General features: G+C 66.5%; 18 protein-coding genes. 13 read left to right on the forward strand and 5 right to left on the reverse strand.

What is annotated here, in order from left to right:
- Nucleotides 1-322 precede the first annotated feature (322 nt).
- Complete coding sequence (locus C7455_RS03890) at nt 323-1,438, forward strand: Hint domain-containing protein (protein ID WP_245904201.1); 1,116 nt, start codon at nt 323-325, stop codon at nt 1,436-1,438.
- Here C7455_RS03890 and tgt read toward each other — a convergent pair.
- Nucleotides 1,435-2,565: a tRNA guanosine(34) transglycosylase Tgt gene (gene tgt, locus C7455_RS03895; RefSeq protein ID WP_109666163.1), complete on the reverse strand. Its 1,131-nt coding sequence runs from the start codon at nt 2,563-2,565 to the stop codon at nt 1,435-1,437. The two genes, C7455_RS03890 and tgt, sit on opposite strands and share 4 nt — an antisense overlap.
- Before the next feature lie 74 nt (nt 2,566-2,639).
- Here tgt and rimK point away from each other — a divergent pair, with 74 nt between their 5' ends.
- The gene (gene rimK, locus C7455_RS03900) at nt 2,640-4,034 is read left to right on the forward strand and encodes a 30S ribosomal protein S6--L-glutamate ligase (protein WP_245904202.1); all 1,395 of its coding nucleotides are present in this window, start codon (nt 2,640-2,642) and stop codon (nt 4,032-4,034) included.
- Between the two features lie 6 nt (nt 4,035-4,040).
- On the opposite strand, the gene C7455_RS03905 is transcribed toward rimK, so the two are convergent.
- The gene (locus C7455_RS03905) at nt 4,041-4,412 is read right to left on the reverse strand and encodes a DUF1428 domain-containing protein (RefSeq protein WP_109665603.1); all 372 of its coding nucleotides are present in this window, start codon (nt 4,410-4,412) and stop codon (nt 4,041-4,043) included.
- A gap of 70 nt (nt 4,413-4,482) precedes the next feature.
- Here C7455_RS03905 and C7455_RS03910 point away from each other — a divergent pair, with 70 nt between their 5' ends.
- The 5 genes from C7455_RS03910 (at nt 4,483) to tpiA (ending at nt 7,472) form a co-directional block, all read left to right on the forward strand.
- Nucleotides 4,483-4,941 carry a MarR family winged helix-turn-helix transcriptional regulator gene (locus C7455_RS03910; RefSeq protein WP_109665606.1) on the forward strand — a complete coding sequence of 153 codons (459 nt, stop codon included), beginning with the start codon at nt 4,483-4,485 and terminating at the stop codon, nt 4,939-4,941.
- Between the two features lie 69 nt (nt 4,942-5,010).
- Nucleotides 5,011-5,373, forward strand: coding sequence for an SUF system Fe-S cluster assembly protein (locus C7455_RS03915; protein WP_109665608.1), 363 nt, complete (start codon nt 5,011-5,013; stop codon nt 5,371-5,373).
- Between the two features lie 129 nt (nt 5,374-5,502).
- The gene (locus C7455_RS03920; RefSeq protein WP_109665611.1) at nt 5,503-6,180 is read left to right on the forward strand and encodes a DUF3307 domain-containing protein; all 678 of its coding nucleotides are present in this window, start codon (nt 5,503-5,505) and stop codon (nt 6,178-6,180) included.
- A gap of 59 nt (nt 6,181-6,239) precedes the next feature.
- Nucleotides 6,240-6,626, forward strand: coding sequence for a HesB/IscA family protein (locus tag C7455_RS03925; RefSeq protein ID WP_109665614.1), 387 nt, complete (start codon nt 6,240-6,242; stop codon nt 6,624-6,626).
- Between the two features lie 99 nt (nt 6,627-6,725).
- Nucleotides 6,726-7,472 carry a triose-phosphate isomerase gene (gene tpiA / locus C7455_RS03930; protein ID WP_109665616.1) on the forward strand — a complete coding sequence of 249 codons (747 nt, stop codon included), beginning with the start codon at nt 6,726-6,728 and terminating at the stop codon, nt 7,470-7,472.
- A 65-nt stretch (nt 7,473-7,537) separates the two neighbouring features.
- On the opposite strand, the gene C7455_RS03935 is transcribed toward tpiA, so the two are convergent.
- The gene (locus tag C7455_RS03935) at nt 7,538-8,803 is read right to left on the reverse strand and encodes a DVUA0089 family protein (protein ID WP_170118986.1); all 1,266 of its coding nucleotides are present in this window, start codon (nt 8,801-8,803) and stop codon (nt 7,538-7,540) included.
- A 191-nt stretch (nt 8,804-8,994) separates the two neighbouring features.
- Here C7455_RS03935 and C7455_RS03940 point away from each other — a divergent pair, with 191 nt between their 5' ends.
- From C7455_RS03940 to C7455_RS03965, 6 genes are all read left to right on the forward strand, one after another.
- Complete coding sequence (locus C7455_RS03940; RefSeq protein ID WP_109665621.1) at nt 8,995-10,878, forward strand: ATP-binding protein; 1,884 nt, start codon at nt 8,995-8,997, stop codon at nt 10,876-10,878.
- Complete coding sequence (locus C7455_RS03945; RefSeq protein WP_109665625.1) at nt 10,875-12,221, forward strand: sigma-54-dependent transcriptional regulator; 1,347 nt, start codon at nt 10,875-10,877, stop codon at nt 12,219-12,221. The genes C7455_RS03940 and C7455_RS03945 overlap by 4 nt, the downstream gene beginning before the upstream one ends.
- A gap of 205 nt (nt 12,222-12,426) precedes the next feature.
- Nucleotides 12,427-13,416 (forward strand): TAXI family TRAP transporter solute-binding subunit, encoded by a 990-nt coding sequence (locus C7455_RS03950; protein WP_109665628.1) that lies wholly within the window; start codon nt 12,427-12,429, stop codon nt 13,414-13,416.
- Nucleotides 13,417-13,533: 117 nt separating this feature from the next.
- A complete protein-coding gene (locus tag C7455_RS03955; RefSeq protein WP_109665630.1) occupies nt 13,534-16,089 on the forward strand; it encodes a TRAP transporter permease in 2,556 nt (851 codons plus the stop codon).
- Between the two features lie 97 nt (nt 16,090-16,186).
- Entirely contained in the window at nt 16,187-17,353 is a 1,167-nt protein-coding gene (locus C7455_RS03960; RefSeq protein ID WP_109665633.1) for a cytochrome P450, read from the forward strand.
- A gap of 66 nt (nt 17,354-17,419) precedes the next feature.
- A complete protein-coding gene (locus tag C7455_RS03965) occupies nt 17,420-17,878 on the forward strand; it encodes a hypothetical protein (RefSeq protein ID WP_109665634.1) in 459 nt (152 codons plus the stop codon).
- A 6-nt stretch (nt 17,879-17,884) separates the two neighbouring features.
- On the opposite strand, the gene ntrX is transcribed toward C7455_RS03965, so the two are convergent.
- Both ntrX and C7455_RS03975 read right to left on the reverse strand, forming a co-directional pair.
- Nucleotides 17,885-19,285 carry a nitrogen assimilation response regulator NtrX gene (ntrX, locus tag C7455_RS03970; protein ID WP_109665637.1) on the reverse strand — a complete coding sequence of 467 codons (1,401 nt, stop codon included), beginning with the start codon at nt 19,283-19,285 and terminating at the stop codon, nt 17,885-17,887.
- Nucleotides 19,282-21,429, reverse strand: coding sequence for a sensor histidine kinase NtrY-like (locus tag C7455_RS03975; RefSeq protein WP_109666167.1), 2,148 nt, complete (start codon nt 21,427-21,429; stop codon nt 19,282-19,284). The genes ntrX and C7455_RS03975 overlap by 4 nt, the downstream gene beginning before the upstream one ends.
- Between the last annotated feature and the right edge of the window lie 5 nt (nt 21,430-21,434).

A 21,434-nucleotide genomic window follows, 5' to 3' on the forward strand; every position in this document is an offset into this window, starting at 1 on the left:
CTTGCCTTCCTTGGTCTTGGCAAAGGGGCGGGCCCTGTCTACGCAGCCGCCCTGCCCCCTTCCGGTCAGGATGTCATAACTTGGGGCGGGGGACAGGGGCTTTCAAGCACCGCCGCCTTGCCGCGTCGATCCCCATCCTGCGCCCGCCATCGGTGCGACGCAAGGGAGGGATGGTGGCGAAACCGTGACAATGCACCGAATGTTGTGCGGGGACAGTCAAGCCCTGCGCCCTGCCTGCGCCGGTCCGCCTGCCTAATATGTCGTGCCGCCGCGCCGTTGGAGCAAGTGGAACCAACGTTCCGACAGCCAAGGCGGCCAAGAGATGTATACGACCCCGATCCTCTTGACCGGCGACCAGATCGCCAGCGTGACCGGGTCGCCCTATAATCAGGGCAATAGCGGCGACGCCGATTTCGCCATGATCGTGCCGGGCGCCCAGGCGCTGGCCGGGGGCGACACGACTTACCGGCTGGTCTGGAGCGGCAATATCAATGCCACCGACGACAGCTTTCTCAACGGTCAGGTCTGGACGCTGGAGGTCTATACCGGCACCGGAGATCCCGCGACCGACATCACCGGCTGGGCCGTGGTGCCGGGCCATGACGCGCTGACGCCAAAGCACGATTATGTCGTGGGCGTGGGGGCGGGCGATGACTACATCGTGTTCGAGGGCGCGGGCGGCTTCCTGCTCTACGACATCCGCGGCGGGCTGCCCGATACCCCAACGACGCTGACCTATCTCGCGTCGGAGCAGAACGGCGATCTGGCGACGGGCGACAATGACGGCAACCTCGATTTCGTCGATGCCTATGGCGCCTATTGCTTTTGTTCAGGCACGATGATCGAGACCGCGCGCGGGCCGGTCGCGGTCGAGGATCTGCGCGTGGGCGACCTCGTGGTGACGCTGGACCATGGGCCTCAGCCCCTGCGCTGGATCGGGCGGCGCGACGTGACGCTTGCGGGCATCATTGCCCAGCCCGACCTGCGCCCGTTCCGCCTCGCGGCGGGGGCATTAGGGCCGGGGCTGCCGCAGCGCGACCTGTGGCTGTCGCCGCAGCATCGGGTGCTGGTGCGCTCGCGCATCGCGGAACGGATGACCGGCAGTCCGGAGGTTCTGGTCGCGGCCAAGCATCTGTGCGCCCTTCCCGGCATCGCGCAATCGCTACGGTTTGCCCCGGTCAGATACCTCCACTTGCGCCTGGACCGGCACGAACTGGTGCGGGCCGAAGGCGCTTGGGCGGAAACGCTGTTGGTGGGACGGCAGGCGTTGCGTGCGCTGGACCCTGCAGCGCGGCGCGAATTGCGCCAGCTGTTTCCCGGTCTTTCGACCGAAACGCCGGCTCATGCCGCGCGCGCGGTCTTGCCGGGGCGTATCGCCCGAAGGCTTGCCCAGCGCCACGCCCGCAACGCCCGCGCTCTGACAGCCAGTCCGACCTAAAGCGGCTCGATATCGCCGTCAGCCCGCCGGGCGTGAAAATCGGCCTCGAAGCCGGCGAACCGCCCCTCGGCGATGGCCGCGCGCATGCCCGCCATAAGTTCTTGATAATAATGCAGGTTGTGCCACGTCAGCAGCATGCCCGAAATCATCTCGCCCGCGCGGAAGACGTGGTGCAGATAGGCCCGCGAATAGCTCCGGCAGGCCGGGCAGCTGCAATCCGCATCCAGCGGGCGGGGGTCGTCGGCATGGCGGGCGTTCTTGATGTTGATCTGGCCCATCCGTGTCCATGCCTGCCCAGTGCGGCCCGAGCGGGACGGCAGCACGCAATCCATCATGTCGATCCCGCGCTTGACCGCCCCCACGATGTCGTCGGGCTTGCCGACGCCCATCAGATAGCGCGGCTTGTCCTGCGGAAGCATCGCGGGCGCGTAGTCGAGACACGCGAACATTGCCTCTTGCCCTTCGCCCACCGCCAGACCGCCGACCGCGTAGCCGTCGAAGCCGATGGCCTTGAGCGCGTCGGCTGATTCCTCGCGGAAATCGCGTTCCAGCCCGCCTTGCTGGATGCCAAAGAGCGCATGGCCCGGCCTGTCGCCAAAGGCCGTCTTGGACCGGTCGGCCCAGCGCATCGACAACCGCATGCTTTCGGCGATCCGGTCGCGGGTCGCCGGCAGCGCAGGGCATTCGTCGAAACACATCACGATGTCGGAGCCGAGCAGCTTCTGGATCTCCATCGAGCGTTCGGGCGACAGCACGTGCTTGGACCCGTCCACATGGCTTCGAAAGGTCACGCCCTCTTCGGTCAGCTTCCTGAGGTCCGCCAGACTCATGACCTGAAACCCGCCACTGTCGGTCAGGATCGGCCCCGTCCAGTTCATGAAGGCATGCAAGCCCCCCAGCCGCGCGATGCGTTCCGCCGTGGGGCGCAGCATCAGATGGTAGGTGTTGCCCAGCAAGATATCGGCACCGGTTGCCGCCACGCTTTCGGGCAGCATCGCCTTGACAGTCGCCGCCGTGCCAACGGGCATGAAGGCGGGCGTGCGGATCTGGCCACGCGGCGTGGAAATCGCACCGGTGCGGGCCGCGCCATCGGTCGCTGTCACATGAAATTCGAACAGATCGCCCATGGTCATCCTTGCGTGCCCCCGCGAAACCCCGCAGGTCATGCCCCGATTCCACCGCGATGCCAAGGAGCGCGCCCATGGTCATGCAACACCGGCCCCTGACGCTTGGATGGGAAGAATGGGTCGCGCTGCCCGGCTTGGGTCTGCCCGCGCTCAAGGCCAAGGTGGATACCGGCGCCAAGACCTCGGCGCTGCATGCCTTCGACATCGAACCTTTCGGCCCCGCGGCCCGGCCCAAGCTGCGCTTTGCCGTGCATCCCGTGCCCGGGCGCACCGACCTGACCATCGCCTGTTCCGCGCCGATCCGGGACCGGCGCGAGGTGATTTCCTCGAACGGCGAGAGCGAATTGCGCTACGTGATCGAGAGCACGCTCCGGATTGGCGGGGCCGAAGTGCCGATCGAGATCACGCTGACCGACCGCACCAACATGGCCTACCGGATGCTGATCGGGCGGCAGGCGATCCCGCCCGACTGGCGCATCAGCCCGACCGCCAGCTTCTGTCAGGAGCGTCTGAGCTATGACGTCTACCACACCGCCGAGGTCAAGCTCGCCGCGCCCCACCGGTCCTTGCGCATCGCGGTGCTGAGCCGCGAGGACAATCATTCCACACGACGTCTGGTGACCGAAGGCGAGGAACGCGGACACACGGTCGAAGTCATCGATACCACGCGCTGCTACATGGGGATCAACGCGCTGGCGCCCGAGGTGCATTACGACGGCACCCGCCTGCCCCGCTATGATGCCGTGATCCCGCGCATCGGAGCGTCCGTCACCAGCTACGGCACCGCCGTCCTGCGCCAGTTCGAGATGCTGGGCACGCATTGCGTGAACGGCAGCGCGGGCATCACCGCCAGCCGCGACAAGCTGCACGCCCACCAGTTGCTGGCTGCCCGTGGCATCGGCATGCCGCAGACGGCCTTTGCCGCCAGCCCCAAGGATACCGACAACCTGATTGCGTTGGTGGGCACCGGCCCGCTCGTCGTCAAGCTGCTGGAATCGACACAAGGCAAGGGCGTGGTGCTGGCCGAAACCAAGAAAGCCGCGCAATCGGTGATCGACGCCTTTCGCGGGTTGCGGGCAAATTTCCTTGTGCAGCATTTCGTCAAGGAAGCGGCGGGCGAGGATATCCGCTGTCTTGTCGTCGACGGAAAGGTCGTCGCCGCGATGAAGCGCACCGCCTCGGGCGATGATTTCCGGTCGAACCTGCACCGGGGCGGCAGCGCAAAACCGGTCCGGATCACCAAGGAAGAACGCGACACCGCCGTAAGGGCGGCGCGCGTCTTCAGTCTCGGGCTTGCCGGCGTCGACCTTCTGCGCAGCCACGATGGCCCCAAGGTGCTGGAGGTCAATTCCTCCCCCGGGCTTGAGGGCATCGAACTGGCCACCGGCAAGAACATCGCGGCGTTGCTCTACGATGCGATCGAGCGCAAGGTGCGGCCCATGCCGGTGCGCAAGCGCCGGGGCGGCTGACGGTCGTCAGGCGGCGGGCGCGGTTCCGGCAACGAAGAGCGGCTCGAACCCGCCCCACATCATCCGCATCCCGTCGAAGGGCATGTCGCCCATCCCCTCGGTCAGGGTCGGGTCGGCCATCATCTGCGCCCAGGCCGCATCGCAGGTGGCGCGGTCGGGCCAGATCATCCAGGCGAAGACGACCACCTCGCCCTGCTCCAGCTTCACGGCCTGTGGAAAGGACGTCACCTTGCCCGGCTCGACATCCACGCCCCAGTTTTCCTGTGCGTAGAGGCAGCCGAGCTTTTCGAAGACGGGCCAGGCGTCGGCGGCGTGGCGGCGATACTGCTCCTTGCGGTCGGCGGGGACGGCGAGAAGGAAACCGTGAACATAGGACATGGCAGCACTCCGTGAACGGATTCGGTGATAGAAGCTTGACAGGCATTTATGTTGATATCAACTCTTTTGCATGGACAGCCCCGACCCGCCCTTTGCCATCACGCTTGAAGTGCGCGACACCTGCCTGTGCCTGCACAGCCAGCGCGCCGCCCGCGCCATCGCGCGCGTCTTTGACGACGCATTCCGGCACCTTGGACTGACCAACGGGCAATTCTCGCTGATGATGGCGCTGAACCGCCCCGAGCCTCCGCGCATGACCGATCTTGTCCCGCTTCTGGGCATGGATCGCACCACGCTGACGGCGGCGCTCAAACCGCTTGAGGCCCGCGCGCTGGTGACGGTGGCGCCCGACCCCAAGGACAGGCGCAGTCGGCGCCTGTCGCTGACCGAGGCCGGGCGCGCCATGCTCGCCTCGGCCCTGCCAGTGTGGCGCGCGACCCATCACGGCATCGAGACGCGGCTTGGCGGGATGGACCCCGCCAGCTTGCGCGCGGGCCTTGACGCGGTCGCAGGCCGGGGCGCTGTCTGAGCGACCCTTTACGCCCGGCTTCCCTTTCCTTATATCTTCGCTCAGGATTACCGCGGAAGGCCAGCCCAGATGTCCGAGCAGCAACCGAAGCTTGAGGGAACACCCCTGATCGAGCCGTCCAGCACGGATCACCCGCTGTATGACGACATCGTCGCGGCCTGCCGGTCGGTCTATGACCCGGAAATTCCGGTCAATATCTTCGACCTCGGGCTGGTCTACACGATCGACATCAAACCCGACAACGCCGTGCGCGTGGTGATGACGCTGACCGCGCCGGGCTGCCCCGTCGCGGGCGAGATGCCCGGTTGGGTCGCCGATGCGGTCGAACCGCTGGCAGGCGTGAAGCACGTGGATGTCGAACTGACATGGGACCCGCCCTGGGGCATGGACATGATGTCGGACGAGGCGCGGCTGGAACTGGGCTTCATGTAAAGCCCGGAAACCCCGCAGGCCGCCGGCCTTGTGGGGCACTTTTCCCCCTGCCATGATCCATTCCGAGACGAGGACAGGACCGGACCGCCCCAAAGACGGGCGCGGGCCACGGCAGCGCAACGGAAGATCATGGCCGCATCCACATTTGCCGCGCTTTATCTGGCCCATGTGATCGCCGATTACCTGCTGCAGACCCGATGGATGGTCGAGAACAAAGACCGACCCGCAGCCATCGGCCTGCATATCGGCGTTGTTCTGGCGATGATGCCGGTGGTGACGCTGCAGCTTTCGTGGTGGTTTCTGGCGCTGGCGCTGGCGCATCTGGCCATCGACCTGACGAAAACGCATGTGTTGGGCGGCGGTCTTGGGGCCTATGTCGTCGACCAGATGCTGCACATCGTCTCGATCCTTGGCGTCGTGGCCTTGGCGCCAAGCCTCTGGGCCGAAAGCCCGCTGTCGGGCATCGACTGGCTGGCGCGGTTCTACCTGATCCTGGCGGTTTTCCTCTTCGCGGCGCGGGGCGGGCAATATGCTGTCGCCATCGCGCTGAGCACCGACCCCGAGGCCGATGGGCGCGGCGTGCGCCTCGGTTGGGCAGAACGCACGGCGCTCTCGGCGCTGGTCGCGGCGGGCCTGCCTTGGGCCATGCCTTTCATCCTAGCCGTAAAGGCCGCGCAGGTAGCGCGCGAACGGCCAAGGCGCGATGGGCGGGGGCGCGCACGACTGATCCGGGGCAGCGCGCTCAGCATGGGCTGGGGTCTGGCCTGCGCCGGAGGGCTTTGGGCGATCTTGCCAAGCTTCGGTTGAGTGACGGCGCACAACACCCTACATTGGGAAAAACACCCCAACCCCGAAGGACAGGTTCCATGTTCGGCATTCCCGGCAAGCAGGCCGTCACCATCACCCCGGCAGCCGTTCGGCAGATCGCAAAACTGATGGCGCGCGACGGGCATCAGGGCTTGCGCGTCGGCGTGAAGAAGGGCGGCTGCGCGGGCATGGAATACACCATGGATTACGTCACCGACATCGACCCGCATGACGAGATCGTGGAAACCGAGGGCGCACGCGTGATGATCGCGCCGATGGCTCAGATGTTCTTGTTCGGCACCGTGATCGACTACGAGACGAGCCTGCTGGAATCCGGCTTCAAGTTCCGCAACCCCAATGTCGCCGACGCCTGCGGCTGCGGCGAGTCGATCAAGTTCAAGGACGTGGCCGAGCTTGAGACCGAGCGCAGCAGCGCCGCATCCTGAACCCGTGACCCCGAGCAACACCGCCTCCATGGCCACGGCTTGACCTCCGGTCGTGCCCCTGCGACCCATCGCAACCGACCCGAGCCCAAGGAACAGATCATGCCCCCCAAGATCGCCGCCGGAAACTGGAAGATGCACGGGGACGGCGCGTCGCTGTCCGAGCTGGACGCCCTGATCGCCGCCCACACCGCCCCCGTCGCCCGGATCGTGATCTGCCCGCCCGCGACGCTGATCCATCGCATGGCCGAGCGCGCAAGTGGCAGTGCCATCGCCATAGGCGGACAGACCTGCCACGCGGCCAGCCAGGGCGCACATACCGGCGACATCGCGGCGGCGATGCTGACGGATGCGGGCGCAACCCACGTGATCCTCGGCCATTCCGAACGCCGTGCCGATCATGCCGAGACGGACGCCGAGGTCCGCGCGCAGGCCGAGGCGGCCTTGGCAGCGGGCCTGACCGTCATTGTGTGCGTCGGCGAGACCGGAGCCGAGCGCGACGCCGACGTCACCCTTGCCGTGGTCGAAACGCAATTGTCGGGCTCCATCCCCGACGGTGTCACCGCCGCGACGCTGGTCATCGCCTATGAACCCGTTTGGGCCATCGGCACAGGGCGTGTGCCCACCACCGAGCAGATCGCCGAGGTGCATGGCGCGATCCGGGCGCATCTGACGACCCGCTTTGGTGAGGCAGGGCGCGAGATGGCCATTCTTTACGGCGGGTCGGTCAAGCCCGGCAATGCGGCCGAGATCTTTGCCGTTCGGGACGTGAACGGCGCATTGGTCGGCGGTGCCTCGCTCAAGGCCGCCGATTTCGCAGGCATCATCGCCGCGCTCGACGCCGCCTGAGACCAAACCGCCGCGCCCGGACAGTTCCGGACGCGGCGATGAACACAGTGCGAGGGCGACAGGGACTATTGCGCAGGCACGAAGCGCTGCACGCCCAGCCGGATGATGCCTTGATACCCGTCCGAATACTGGCGCACCGCAATCAGGTAGCGGCCCGGCGGCGTGCGCACGGTCAGCTCGGAATTCAGCGTGCCGTTGGCATCATCGTTGAAGCCAAGCTCACGGCCGAATTCGTCGAAGACGATCAACACCGGATCGCTGTCGCGCACCTCGTCGGCGTTGATGATGAGCAGACTGTAATCCGCCACGTCGATCACGAACCACTGCGCGGTGCGGCCCGCGACCGACACATCTTGCGTCAGCCCGCGGCCGACCACGCCCAGTGATTGCACCGGATAGCTGCCGTCGAGCGGCGGAGCAGCATCGCCCATGGCATAGGCCTCGGCAGCGGCGGCCCGGGCGTCAAAGCCCAGCACCCGCACGGTCACCGGCAGGTTGGGGTCCGACAAGGCCCGCATGGCGATGCAGTAGTCGCCCGGCGGGAGGGCTTGGGTAAAATCGATGCGGCTGTCGAGACTGTCGTAATCGTCATTCTCGGCCAGCAAGTTCCCCTGCCCGTCAAAGATGTAGATGTAGGGGTCGGCATCCCAGTTCTCGGCCCGGATGCTGACCGCCTGAGGACTGGCCAACGTGAACCGGTAATAGGGCACGGCCGCGACCGTGTTGGAGGCGTTGACACCGCCCTGGGGCAGCAGCGCGTCGATCGGACCTTGCCCGAGCCGTGTCGCGGGTGTGTCGGCAAGGCAGGGCTGAACGCCGACAAAGAAGGGAAAACCCTCTGTCCCGGCGAACCCGCCGTACAGCCCTTGCGTCAGCGCCGGCATGTCCAGACGGCTGGCCTGCAGATCGGCGATGACGGGTTGCCCGGCATAGCCCATGACGGCCAGACAATAGTCACCGGCCGCGAGCGGCAGCTCGGCCCGGCTGGACAGCGCGCCGCCCGAATCGTCATCGGTCACGATCAACGTGCCGTTGGCATCGAAGAGTTCCAGCACCGTGTCGCCGAATTCGTCGGCAGGGGCCGCCTCGACCCGGAACTCGCCGGGCTGGCTGAGCGTGAACAGCGCCACGCTCCGCATGCCCGCGCCCACCGTGACCCGCGACAAAGCCAGCGGCGCCTGCACCCGCGCCAGATCCGACGCTTCACGGCTGCCGCCAAGCCATGGCGCACCCTCGCCCAACCCGCCGCAAGACACGCCCTGCGCGGCCGCGGGCATGGCGAATGCGGCAATCGCCGCTGCGGCACAGGGGCCGATGATCCTTGTTTGCATGGACAAATCCTCCGGTTTACACGGGCGGACGCAAAGGCACGCCATCTTGCGCGACCCTAGACGGCCCGGACCGGACAAGGCCAGAAAAATGATCGGCGGCAGTACGGGGAAAATCCTGCATTCCGCGACAGGCAGGCTGGGCCGCACGCGGCCACTGGCCAGCCGCCCGCGCGCCTTGCATACTTGCACAGATGGACACCGCCCACGCCAGCTTGACCGATCCGCCCCCTCGTGCGCCGCGCAGGCCCGCGGCCGTCGTGGCCGCCGTTCTGGCCGTCCTGGCCGTCCTGGCCGTTCTGGGCCTGCTGGCCTTTCCACACATCGAACGCGCCTACCAGATCGAGATCGGCGACCGCGACCGCGCCACGCTCGATCTGGCCACGCAGGTTCTGCGCGGCGCGATCGGCCGGACAGAGACGTTGCCGGGCCTGCTGGCCGAACGTCCGATCCTCGCGCAGCTTCTGACCGATCCCGAGAATTCGGGCCTTGTACCCTTCGTCAACGAACAACTCCGCCAGACCGCGCTGTCGCTGGGCGTGTCGGATGTCTACCTGATGGACACGACCGGCCTGACCATCGCCGCCTCGTCCTACCGGACCGAACGCTCTTTCGTCGGGCGGCGCTTCGACTACCGGCCCTATTTCACCGATGCCTTGGCCAGCGGGCGCGGGCGGTTCCATGCGCTCGGCACGACCTCGAACGAACGTGGCTATTTCTTTGCCGCGCCGGTTCTGGACGGCACCGAGATCGTGGGTGTCGTCGCGATCAAGATCACGCTTGATGCCTTCGAGGCGACATGGGCCGAGAGCGGCGCGACAATCATCGTGCAAGACATGTCGAACGTGATCTTCCTGTCGGACCGGGCGGATTGGCATTTCCGCACCATGGGCCCCGTGCCCGAGGTTGCGCTGGAGGCGATAGCCGCGACCCGGCAATACCCCTTGTCCGCACTCAGGCCGCTGCCTGTGCGCCGCATACCCCTGCGCGGAACGGAGTACGAGATCGTCACCATCGAGGGCGACAGCGGATTTGAGACCATGGTGATGCAGACGGGGCTGATCGCGGCCTCGGGCTGGCGGGTGTCGATCCTGTCGCCGACAGCCCCCGCCCGTGGGCAGGCGCTAGGCGTGATGACGATCGCGGGGCTGGCGGCACTGTTCCTGTCGCTGGTGGCCGCCACGATCTGGCAACGCCGCATCCGGCTGGAGGAACGGCTGGTCAGACAGCGCAGCGAACAGGAACGGCTGGAGGCGCACGTGCAGGAGCGCACCCGCGATCTGGACGCCGCGAATGCGCAGCTTCGTCAGGAAATCGAGGATCGCATCCGCGCCGAGGCGCAATTGCGCAAGACCCAAGGTGATCTGGTGCAAGCGGGCAAGCTGGCTGCCCTTGGCCAGATGTCGGCGGCGCTGAGCCATGAATTCAACCAGCCGCTCGCCGCCGTGAAAGCCTATGCCGAGAATGCCGCGACCTTTCTGGACCGTGACCGCGTCGCCGAGGCGCGCGAGAACATCGGCCTGATCTCGTCCATGGCCGACCGGATGGCCACGATCTCCAAGCACCTGCGCAACTTCGCCCGCCGCCCGCAAGACAAGACCGGCCCGGTGCCGATGCGCGCCGTGGTCAGCGATGCGATGGACCTGATGCGCCCCCGGCTGCAGGCGGCGGGCGCGCAGCTTGCCTATGCGCCGCCCGCCACCGAGGTCTGGGTCACAGGCGGGCGCGTGCGGCTGCAACAGGTGATCGTGAACCTGATCGGCAACGCGCTGGACGCGATGGAGGACGATCCCGCGCCGATGGTGACGCTCACGCTGCAGGTGAGCGGCACGCGCTGCCTGTTCGAGGTGGCCGATACCGGCACGGGTCTTGCCGATGAGGCACTGGCGCAAGCCTTCGATCCGTTCTTCACCACCAAGCCGCCGGGTCAGGGGCTGGGGCTGGGGCTGTCGATCTCCTACAACATCGTGCGTGATTTCAATGGGCGGCTCAGTGCCGCCAACCGGGCGGGCGGCGGCGCGGTCTTTACCGTGGAGCTTGACCTGACCGATCCGCCGTCCGACATGGCCGCGGAATGACGCAAACCCCCGCCCCCGTCCTTTTCGTCGATGACGAGGCCCCGCTGCGCCACGCGGCTGGGCAGGCCCTGATGCTGGCCAATCTTGACACGATCTTGTGCGACAGTGCCAGCGCCGCGCTGGCCCATGTCACGCCCGATTTCGCGGGCGTTCTGGTCACCGACATCAGGATGCCCGGCATGGACGGTCTGGCATTGATGACCGAGGTGCTGACCATCGACGCCGAACTGCCCGTGATCTTGGTGACGGGCCATGGTGACGTCGACCTTGCCGTCGCCTCGATGAAAGGCGGGGCCTACGATTTCCTTGAAAAACCCTATGCCCCGGCCAGGCTGGTCGAGGCTGTGGGCCGCGCGCTGGAAAAGCGCCGACTGACACTGGAAAACCGCCGCCTGCGCGCAGGCGGGATCGCGGCGCAGGACCCGGTCACGGATCGTCTGCTGGGACGGTCCGAGGCCATCGTGCGGCTGCGCGCGCAGGTGCGCGCCGTGGCCGACACCGATGCCGATGTCCTGATCGAAGGCGAGACCGGCACCGGCAAGGAAGTCACTGCCCGCGCGCTCCATGCTGCCAGCGCGCGGGCTGATCGCCCCTTCATCGCGGTCAATTGCGCCGCCCTGCCCGCCGAGATGATCGAAAGCGAGTTGTTCGGCCACGAGGCCGGCGCCTTCGCGGGGGCCACCCGCGCGCGCTACGGCCGGTTCGAACATGCGCGCGGCGGTACCTTGTTTCTCGACGAAATCGACAGCCTGCCGCTGGCGCTTCAGGGCAAGCTGCTGCATGTGGTCGAACACCGCAGCGTGACGCGGCTAGGCTCGAATGATCCGATCTTGCTCGACCTCAGGATCGTCGCGGCCTCCAAGCGCGACCTGTCCGCCGCTGCCCGCGATGGCGGGTTTCGGCCCGATCTGCTCTACCGGCTCAATGTCGTCACCTTGCGCCTGCCGCCTCTGTCAGAACGGCGCGAGGATATTCCCGAGCTGTTCCTGTCACTGCTGGCACTGGCCGCCGCGCGCGCCGGTCGCCCCGTGCCGAATGTGCCGGGTGCGGTGCTGTCGGCGCTGGCCGCGCGGGACTGGCCCGGCAATGTGCGCGAGTTGCGAAATGCCGCCGAGCGGTTGGCGCTGGGGCTGGACAGCGCGCTCTGGACAGGCGACGCGGAACCGGGCGGCACATTGGCCGACAAGATGTCCGCCCATGAAAAGGCGCTGCTCGCCGCCAGCCTCGCCGCCCATGGCGGTAACCTCAAGGCGACCTATGAGGCGCTGGGGCTGAGCCGCAAGGCGCTTTACGAAAAGATGCAGCGCCATGCGCTCAGCCGGGAAAACTTCCGCGAAGATTGACCGCTTGGGCGCGCGTTGTGTCACAGGGGTGACATGGCGGAGGCGTTTTGGGTAGAAAGCGACCCATGGCGCCCGGAAATCCATCAACGCGGCTGCAACCCGGTCATGCAAGGCTTGCATGCCACACCCGGACCCGCCACACCCCGACGCCAAGCGGACCGGGGGGAGCCGGGCGCTTTATCCGTTCAACAGGGAGAGACACGGAATGACCTTCACCCGTATCGCAGCACTTGCGGCCACCACCGCGCTGACCGCGACCGCCGTTTTCGCACAAGAAGACCGCACCGGCTGGCCCGAAAGCTTCACCGTCGGCACAGCGTCGCAAGGCGGCACGTTCTTCGTATATGGCGCCGGCTGGGCAAACCTCGTGGCCGACGAGCTGGGCCTGTCGGGAGGCGCCGAAGTGACCGGCGGCCCGATGCAGAACATGGCGCTGGTCCACACCGGCGAGGCCGCTTTCGGCCTGACCACCATGGGTCCGGCAGCCGAGTCCTATGCCGGCACCAACCCGATCGCGCCCGGCCTGCAGATGACCAACGCCTGCGCGATGTTCCCGATGTACCAGACGCCGTTCTCGGTCACGGTCCTGTCGTCGACCGGGATCGAGGATATCGCCGACATCCCTGCCGGCGCGCGCATCGGCTTCGGCCCCGCAGGATCGTCGTCGGACACCTATTTCCCGCTGATGCTCGAAGCGCTGGGCGTGGAATTCGAGCGTCGCAACGGCGGCTGGGATGACCTCGGCGGCCAGCTTCAGGACGGTCTACTCGACGTGATCGCCTTTGCAGCGGGCGTGCCGATCCCGACCGTGTCGCAGCTCGAGGTGCAGACCGATGTGAACATCATCGAGTTCACCGAGGCCGAGCAAGCCACCATCATGGAGCAGTTCCCGGTGTCGGCCTTCGACATCCCGGCCGATACCTACTCCACCCTGACTGCCCCCGCGCGCTCGGTGGCGATGTGGAACTTCGCCATCGCCAACTGCGACCTGCCCGAGAGCTTCGTCTACGCCGTCACCGACGTGATCATGTCCGACAACGAGCGGATGGTCGGCATCCACTCGGCCGCCACCGAAACCCTGCCCGAGCATTGGGACAAGAACACTGCCCTGATGTGGCACCCCGGTGCGGCCCGCTGGTTCACCGAGAACGCCGGCGCGACCATCGACCCCGCCACCATCCACGGCGCCATGTGATCGCGTGCGGGGCCATCCGGCCCCGCGCCTGACACGCGAAGGGGCCGCGCCGTCACACAATGGCGCGGCCCGCATGACAGACAGGCCGAAATTGCCGTCCGCGGGGGACCCGACATCATGACCGACCAGACCAGCCCGACCGATCAGGTCATCGCCGAAGGCGTCGACGAAGAGCCTATCGAGGGCAACCGTCGCCTCTTTGTCGGGCGCGCCTACACCATTCTTGCGGCGCTGGCCTTTGCCTATGCGGCCTTCCACATGGCGGCGCTGAACGGTCTGTCGATCAGCGGGTTGATCGCCACGCCTTGGTCGGTGCAGGCCACCATGGCTGAACGCGAGGCCCAAAGCGGGTTCGCGGACCTGCGCACGGCACTGGGCCCGGCGGGCGAGGCCTTCACCGGCAACAGCATGCGCCGCCTGATGGCACTGGCCGACGAGGTCGCCCAAACCGCCAGTAACGCTGACGAAATCCGCGCGCTTGCTGCCGATATCACCACCGCACAATCCGCGGCCGCCGAGCTGCGCAGCGCCGCGCGCGAGATCCAGCGCACCTGGGCCAGCCGCCTGCCCTTCTTGCCGACCCTGCCGATGGAGCCGTGGAATTTCCGCATGGTCCATATCGCGGGCGCGTTGGTCTTGGGCTTCTTGCTCTTTTCCGCCTACAGCTTTCCGGCGAGCGCCCCGCCGGGCCCCGCACGCGAGACGCGCACCATCACCCTTGTCGCCGCAGCGCTCGCCCTGCCCGCCCTTGTCGCCGCCGTGACCACGCTGGGCTTCATCCAGTTCATCGGCTCGGAGAATGTCATCGAGATGGGTGGCCGGGTCTTGTGGATGTCGATGCCCGCGATCCCCGAAAACTTCGCCGTCTACGACTGGGTCTATGACCGCGAGATATGGTGGTTCGGCCTGCCCCTTCTGGTCGCCACCTTTGGCGCCATCGTGACAAGCTGGTTCGAACGACGTGACCGCGCGGCCTTCACCGCGTCGGACATCGTGCTGGGGCTCTGCGCCGTCATCGTGGCCCTTTACCTCATCCCGATATACAGCACGGCAGGCCGCAATTCCGTCGGCACGCCGCAGGTGCCCATCGGCGTGGCCTTCGCCGCCACGGCGGGCACAGCGCTGATCCTAGAACTCACACGCCGCGTGGCAGGCATGGCGCTGGTGGTCATCGCGGGCATTTTCCTCCTCTACACCTTCACCGCGCATCTCTTGCCCTCGATCCTGCGGGTCGAAACGCCCTACACATGGCAGCGCTTCTTCGGCACGGTCTATTCCGATGTCGGCATCCTTGGCACGACCACCTCGGTCTCCTCGACCTACATCATCCTCTTCATCATCTTCGCGGCCTTTCTGCAGGCGTCGAAAGTGGGCGATTACTTCGTGAACTTCGCCTTCGCCTTGGCAGGCCGGTCGCGCGGCGGCCCGGCCAAGGTCGCCATCTTCGCCTCCGGCTTGATGGGCATGATCAACGGTACGTCCGCGGGCAACGTCGTGGCGACCGGCTCACTCACCATCCCGCTGATGAAAAAGGTCGGCTACCAGAAAAAGACCGCCGGCGCGATCGAGGCCGCGGCCTCGACCGGCGGGCAGATCATGCCGCCGATCATGGGCGCGGGCGCCTTCATCATGGCCGAGGTGACGGGCATCCCCTACACCGAGATTGCCGCCGCCGCGATCATCCCCGCGATCCTCTATTTCGCCTCGATCTACTTCATGGTCGACATGGAGGCCGCCAAACTGGGCATGCGCGGCATGCGCGAGGACGAATTGCCCAAGCTGCGCAAGCTCGCGCGGCAGATCTTCCTGTTCATCCCCATCATCATCTTGATCGTGGCGCTTTTCATGGGCTATTCAGTGATACGGGCAGGCACGCTTGCGACCGTCGCCGCAGCCGTGGTCAGCTGGCTGACACCCTACCGGATGGGCATCCGCTCGATCATCAAGGCCTTCGAGCTGGCGGGGATCATGTCGATCCAGATCATCGCGGTCTGTGCGGCGGCGGGCATCATCGTGGGCGTCATCTCTTTGACAGGGGTCGGTGCGCGCTTCTCCAACCTGCTCTTGGACCTCGCGGGCGTCAGCCAGCTGCTCGCGCTCTTCTTCGCCATGTGCATCGCCATCCTGCTCGGCATGGGCATGCCCACGACGGCGGCCTATGCGGTGGCCGCGGCGGTCGTGGCGCCGGGCCTCGTGAACCTCGGCATCCCGCTTCTGACGGCGCATTTCTTCGTCTTCTACTTCGCCGTTGTCTCGGCCATCACGCCCCCCGTGGCGCTGGCCAGCTATGCGGCGGCGGGCATCTCGGGCGCCAACCCGATGGAAACCTCGGTCGCCTCCTTCCGGATCGGCATCGCAGCCTTCATCGTGCCCTTCATGTTCTTCTACAACGGTGCGCTCTTGATGGACGGGACATGGTTCGAGGTCATCCGCGCCGGCATCACCGCCACCTTCGGTGTGTTTCTCCTGTCGGCGGGCGTGCAGGGCTGGTTCATGGGCGGACGCTCGGCCTGGTTCTTGCGCATCGGTCTGGTCTTTGCCGCGCTCTTCATGATCGAGGGCGGGCTTGTCACCGATCTGGTCGGCTTAGGGTTTGCGGGCGGCATCTACCTGATCCAGCGCCTGTTCAACCCCAGCGCCAACGCCAGCATCCCGGTGCGCGGCGCAGACTGAACCGCAAGGGGCAGGCCCGTCCTTCCCCTTCATCTTTCTCCAAATATGCATGGCGCACCGCTGGCCAAGCGGTGCGCCGCCTGCGATGACAAGACCCATGCAGCGGCTGTTCCAATCCCCCACTGACCCCGTTTTCGTCCAGAACCCCTACCCGTTCTACGCCCGCGCCCGGGCCGCCGGACCTCTGGTCTGGTGGGAAGACTACGCCCTGCCGATGGCCACGACCCATCGGGCGGTCAACACCTTGCTGCGCGACCGCCGCTTCGGGCGCGAGCCGATCACCCAGCCCGACATCCCCGAGCATGTCGCGGGTTTCTACGCGGTCGAGGCCCATTCCATGCTGGAGCTGGAGCCGCCGCGCCACACCCGTCTGCGCGGCCTCGTGCTGCGCGCCTTCACATCGCGCCGCATTCAAGCGATGGCTCCCGAGATCGAAGCCCTCGCCCGCGACCTCGCCACGAAACTGCCCGTGGGCGCGTTTGACCTGCTTGATGCGTTTTGCCGCCCCATCCCGGTCATCCTCATCGCCCGGCTTCTGGGCGTGCCCGAGGCCATGGCCCCGGAGCTGCTGCGCTGGTCCAATGCCATGGTCCAGATGTATCAGGCCCGCCGCACCCGCGCCGAAGAGGTCGCGGCAAACGCCGCCGCCGAAGATTTCGCGGGCTTCCTGCGCGCCTATGTCGAGCGTCGCCGCACCGACCCGCGCGACGACCTGATCACCGCGCTCATCACCGCCGAGGAGGCGGGCGAGAAACTCAGCACGGACGAGTTGATCACCACCTGTATCTTGCTGCTCAACGCCGGTCACGAGGCGACGGTTCACAGCTTGGGCAACGGGGTGAAGGCTTGCCTGCAGACGGGCGCACGCCCCGGCGCGGGCGCCGCGACCCTCGTCGAGGAAATCCTGCGCCACGACCCGCCTTTGCACCTGTTCACGCGGACCGCCTACGAGGATGTCACGCTGTTCGGCCACGACTTCCGGCGCGGCGATCAGGTGGGATTGCTGCTGGCCTCGGCCGGGCGGGACGCTGCGGTCTATGCCGAGGCCGAGACGTTCCGCCCCGACCGCGACGACGGCCCCGCCAACCTCGCCTTTGGTGCGGGGCTGCATTTCTGCGTCGGCGCGCCTCTTGCACGACTGGAACTGCAGATCGCGCTGACGGTGCTGTTCGAGATGCACCCGGGCCTGCGCCTTGCCGCACAACCATCCTATGCCAACATCTACCATTTCCATGGGCTCGAGCACCTGATCGTGACGCGCTGAAGGCTGGACAGGCCGGCGGGCGGGCAATAGGTTCCGACCGGGATCGCTGCAGGAAGGAACGCGCGGATGCGCCTGACGCTTGCCATCGTGATCACCGCCGTGACCCTGTCGGGCTGCGTCACGGGATCGACCTATTACGCCGAGGGCGTGGACATTGCCACCCGCGATGCCTATATCGCTGCGTGCGACAGGCAGGCGCTGACGGATTTCCCGATCCGCAATGAGACCCGCTACACCCCGCGCCGCTATGTGCCGCCCCGGCAGATCTGCGACAGCGCCGGGGTCTGCGTCACCCAGCCGGGCTATTTCGAGGGCGGCGACCCCTATACGGTCGATGTGAACGCGCCGTTCCGACGCACCGCCGCGCAGGGCTGCATGGGCGCGCGCGGCTACGCGCGCATTGGCCTGCCCCGCTGCGAAGAGGGCACGCAAATCCGGCTGTCCACCGTCATGCCGCAACTGACAGGCGGCACCTGTCTCTACAGTCCAGGTCCGGGTCCTGCGCTGATCGTCAATCCGATCTGATCGGGGCTAGTCGTCGTCTTCCATCTGCGCCACGCGCGCGCCCGACTTGCTGGTCGTGACCACCCCAAGCGACTTGAGCTTGCGGTGCAACGCAGAGCGCTCCATGCCGACGAAACTCGCGGTGCGGCTGATGTTGCCGCCAAAGCGGTTGATCTGCGCCATCAGGTATTGCCGCTCGAACAATTCGCGCGCCTCGCGCAGTGGCAGCGTGGTCAGCGTGGGCGACAGCGCGCCGCCCTCATCCTCGCCCAGAGCCTCGGCCTGTCCGGGCAGGTCGCGCGCCTCGATCGGGCCGGTGCCATCGCCCAGGATCAGCACGCGCTCGATCACGTTCCTCAGCTGGCGCACGTTGCCGGGCCAACGCATGGTCTGCAAGATCGCCAAAGCATCCTCGCCCAAGGGCCGTAGCGGCAGGCCCTGATCGCGGTTGAACTCGGCGATGAAATGGCGCGCCAGTTCGGGGATGTCGTCGCGCCGGTCCTCAAGGCTCGGCACCTCGATCGGGACAACGTTCAGCCGGTGGTACAGCTCCTCGCGGAACCGCCCCTCGGCGATCAACGCCGACAGATCGCGCGAGGTCGACGAGATGACGCGCAGATCGACCCGCACCTTGGCCGTGCCGCCCACGCGGGTAAAGGACTGGTCCACCAGCACGCGCAGGATCTTGGATTGCGTGCCGGGCGGCATGTCGGCCACCTCGTCGAAATAGACCACGCCGCCATGGGCCTGTTCCAACAGGCCCTGTTCCACGCCACGCTCGGGGCTTTCGCGGCCGAACAGCACCTCTTCCATGTGGTCGGGCTGGACGGCGGCGGAACTGACGGTGACAAAGGGCGCGCTTGCGCGGTTGGAATGGGCGTGGATGTAGCGCGCGGACACCTCCTTGCCCGCGCCGGGCCCACCGGTCAGCATCACCCGGCCGTTCGATTTCGTGACCTTGTCGAGCTGCCCCTTGAGGGTGCGGAAGGCGATGCCCGTGCCGATCATCTCGGCGCCCTTCACATCTTGCCTGCGCAGCGTCGCATTTTCCCGGCGCAGCCGCGAGGTTTCCATCGCGCGCCGGATCACCACCAGCAACTGATCGATGTTGAAGGGCTTTTCGATGAAGTCATAGGCGCCCTGCTTGATCGCGGCGACCGCGATCTCGATGTTGCCATGGCCCGAGATGATGACCACCGGCACGTCGGGGTTGTCGCGCTTGACATGGCCGAGGATGTCGATCCCGTCCATCGAGCTGTCCTTGAGCCAGATGTCGAGGATCATCAGCCCCGGCTGCGCCTTGTTCAGCTCGGCCATGCACTCGTCCGAGGTGCCCGCCATCCGCGTCGCATACCCCTCGTCTTGCAAGATGTCGCAGATCAATTCGCGGATATCGCGCTCGTCATCCACGACCAGAATGTCGCTCATGCTGTCTCTCCGTTGGGCAATATCGGCAAGGTGATGCGCGCCATGGCGCCGGAGTGCGCGCCGTCCTCGAACGGCTCCGCATCCAGCAACTCCAGCGTCCCGCCGTGTTCCTCGATAATCTTCTTCACGATCGGCAGCCCCAGACCCGTGCCCTTGTCGCGGGTGGTCACATAGGGTTCGAACAGTTTCTCACGGTCGACGGGCAGGCCGATGCCATTGTCGGCGATCGTGATGATGGCCGCCCCTGCGGTTGCGGTCAGCGCGCCGCGCAACTGCGGGACATGGCCTTTCGGAGCGCCTTTTTCCTGCAGTGTTTCAATGGCTTCTCCACCGTTCTTCAACAAGTTTGTAAAGGCCTGTCCAATCATCGTCGGATCCAGTTCCGCCATCACCGGGTCCGCGGGAATGGCGAAGTCAAAGCGCACGCCAGGCTGGCCCGCGCGCTGCAGTGTCAGTGCCTCGCGAAACAGCCTGGCCAGATCCTCCACCCGGGTCTCGGGTTCGGGCATGCGGGCGAACTTGGAGAACTCGTCGACGATCCGGCGCAGGTCGTTGGTCTGGCGCACGATGATCTCGGTCAGCTCTTCAAGTTTTGCCTTGTCTTCACCCTGCAGATCCTTGGCATATCTCCGTTTTATGCGCTCCGCCGAGAGTTGGATCGGGGTCAGCGGGTTCTTGATCTCATGGGCGATCCGGCGCGCCACATCACCCCAGGCAGCCATGCGCTGCGCACTGACCAGCTGCGTCACGTCGTCGAAGGCGACCACATAGCCCTCCAGCTCGTCTTCGGCATTGCGGCGCACGGCCATGCGCACGAGCAGACTTTCCTGTTTGCCCGCGCGCGTCAGCTTGATCTCTTCCTGAACCGCCTCGGCGGTCGATTTTTGCAACCTCTCGAACAGCGCGGCAAATTCCGGCACTGCAGCCGACAGGCTGAGACCGCTGTCGCGCTGCTCGACCAGCTGCAGCAGCCGCAGCGCCGAGCGGTTCATGAAATCGACGCGGCCTGCCTCGTTCAAGCCGATCACACCCGCGGTGACCGACCCCAGGACGCTGTCGAACAGACGCCGCCGCGCCTCGGTCGCGGCGTTCTGTTCGACCAGCGTGTCGCGTTGCCCCTTGAGCTGGCGGGTCATCTGGTTGAACAGGCGGCCCAGCATGGCGATCTCGTCATCGCCGCGTTCCTCGGGCACGCGCACCGACAGATCGCCCTGCCCGACCCGCTGCGCGGCACCGGCCAGTTGTCCGACAGGGCGCGACAGGCGTTCGGCGAACCACAGGCCAAGCCAGATCGCCGCCATCACCATGATGAGCGCAAAGCCAAGATACAGAAGGCCGAATTCGAACAAGACGCGGCCCCGGTCGGCCTCGAGCTGGCGATAGAGCTGGACCGTCTGCTGCGTCTCGTCGAGCAGCGCGAGGATAGAGCCATCGACCTCGCGGCTGACGTAGAGATAGCGATCGGGAAAGGCGTTGAGACGCATCAGGGCGCGAAATTCGTTCTGCCGCCGATCCTCGATCAGCACAAGCTGACCCTCGGCCGCCTGCGCGAGGTCGGCCTCGCTGGGCAGGTCGAAGTCGAACAGGTAGCTCGATTCGCCGCGCGCGCGGATCTCGCCGCCGCCATCGATGATGAAAGCCTCCTGCAGGCCGCGCTGGATGCGGCCCTGGCCTTGCGACAGCAACTGCCGCAGGTCGCCATCCGACAGCAAAACCGTCGCGCGACGGTTCAGGTTCAGGAAATTCGCCAGCGCCAGCGTATCCGTCGACAGGTCGTCGCGGTGTTCTTGGCTGTAGGCGACGGCGGCATCCACCGAGTTTCCCAAAGCGCGCGACACGCGGTCGGAAAACCACCCCTCAAGCCCCATGTTGACGGTGATGGTCGCAAAGACGGCGACCAGGATCGTGGGCACCAGCGCCACCACCGTGAACACGCCCGTCAGCCGCAGATGCAGCCGCGATCCGGCCGATTGCGCGCGGCGCGAGGCGACGATACGCGCGACCTCGCGCGCGACGAGTGCCGCCACGACGAGCACATAAACAAGATCCGCAAGGATGATCAGCCGCAGCCCCGGCGCATCGGCCATATCGGACAGCGGCCCGAGCACGAGGAAGGTCAGAACGGCCAGAACCGGGCCCAACATCACAA

It is taken from the genome of Roseicyclus mahoneyensis (assembly GCF_003148775.1).
Classification (GTDB): Bacteria; Pseudomonadota; Alphaproteobacteria; order Rhodobacterales; family Rhodobacteraceae; genus Roseicyclus; species Roseicyclus mahoneyensis.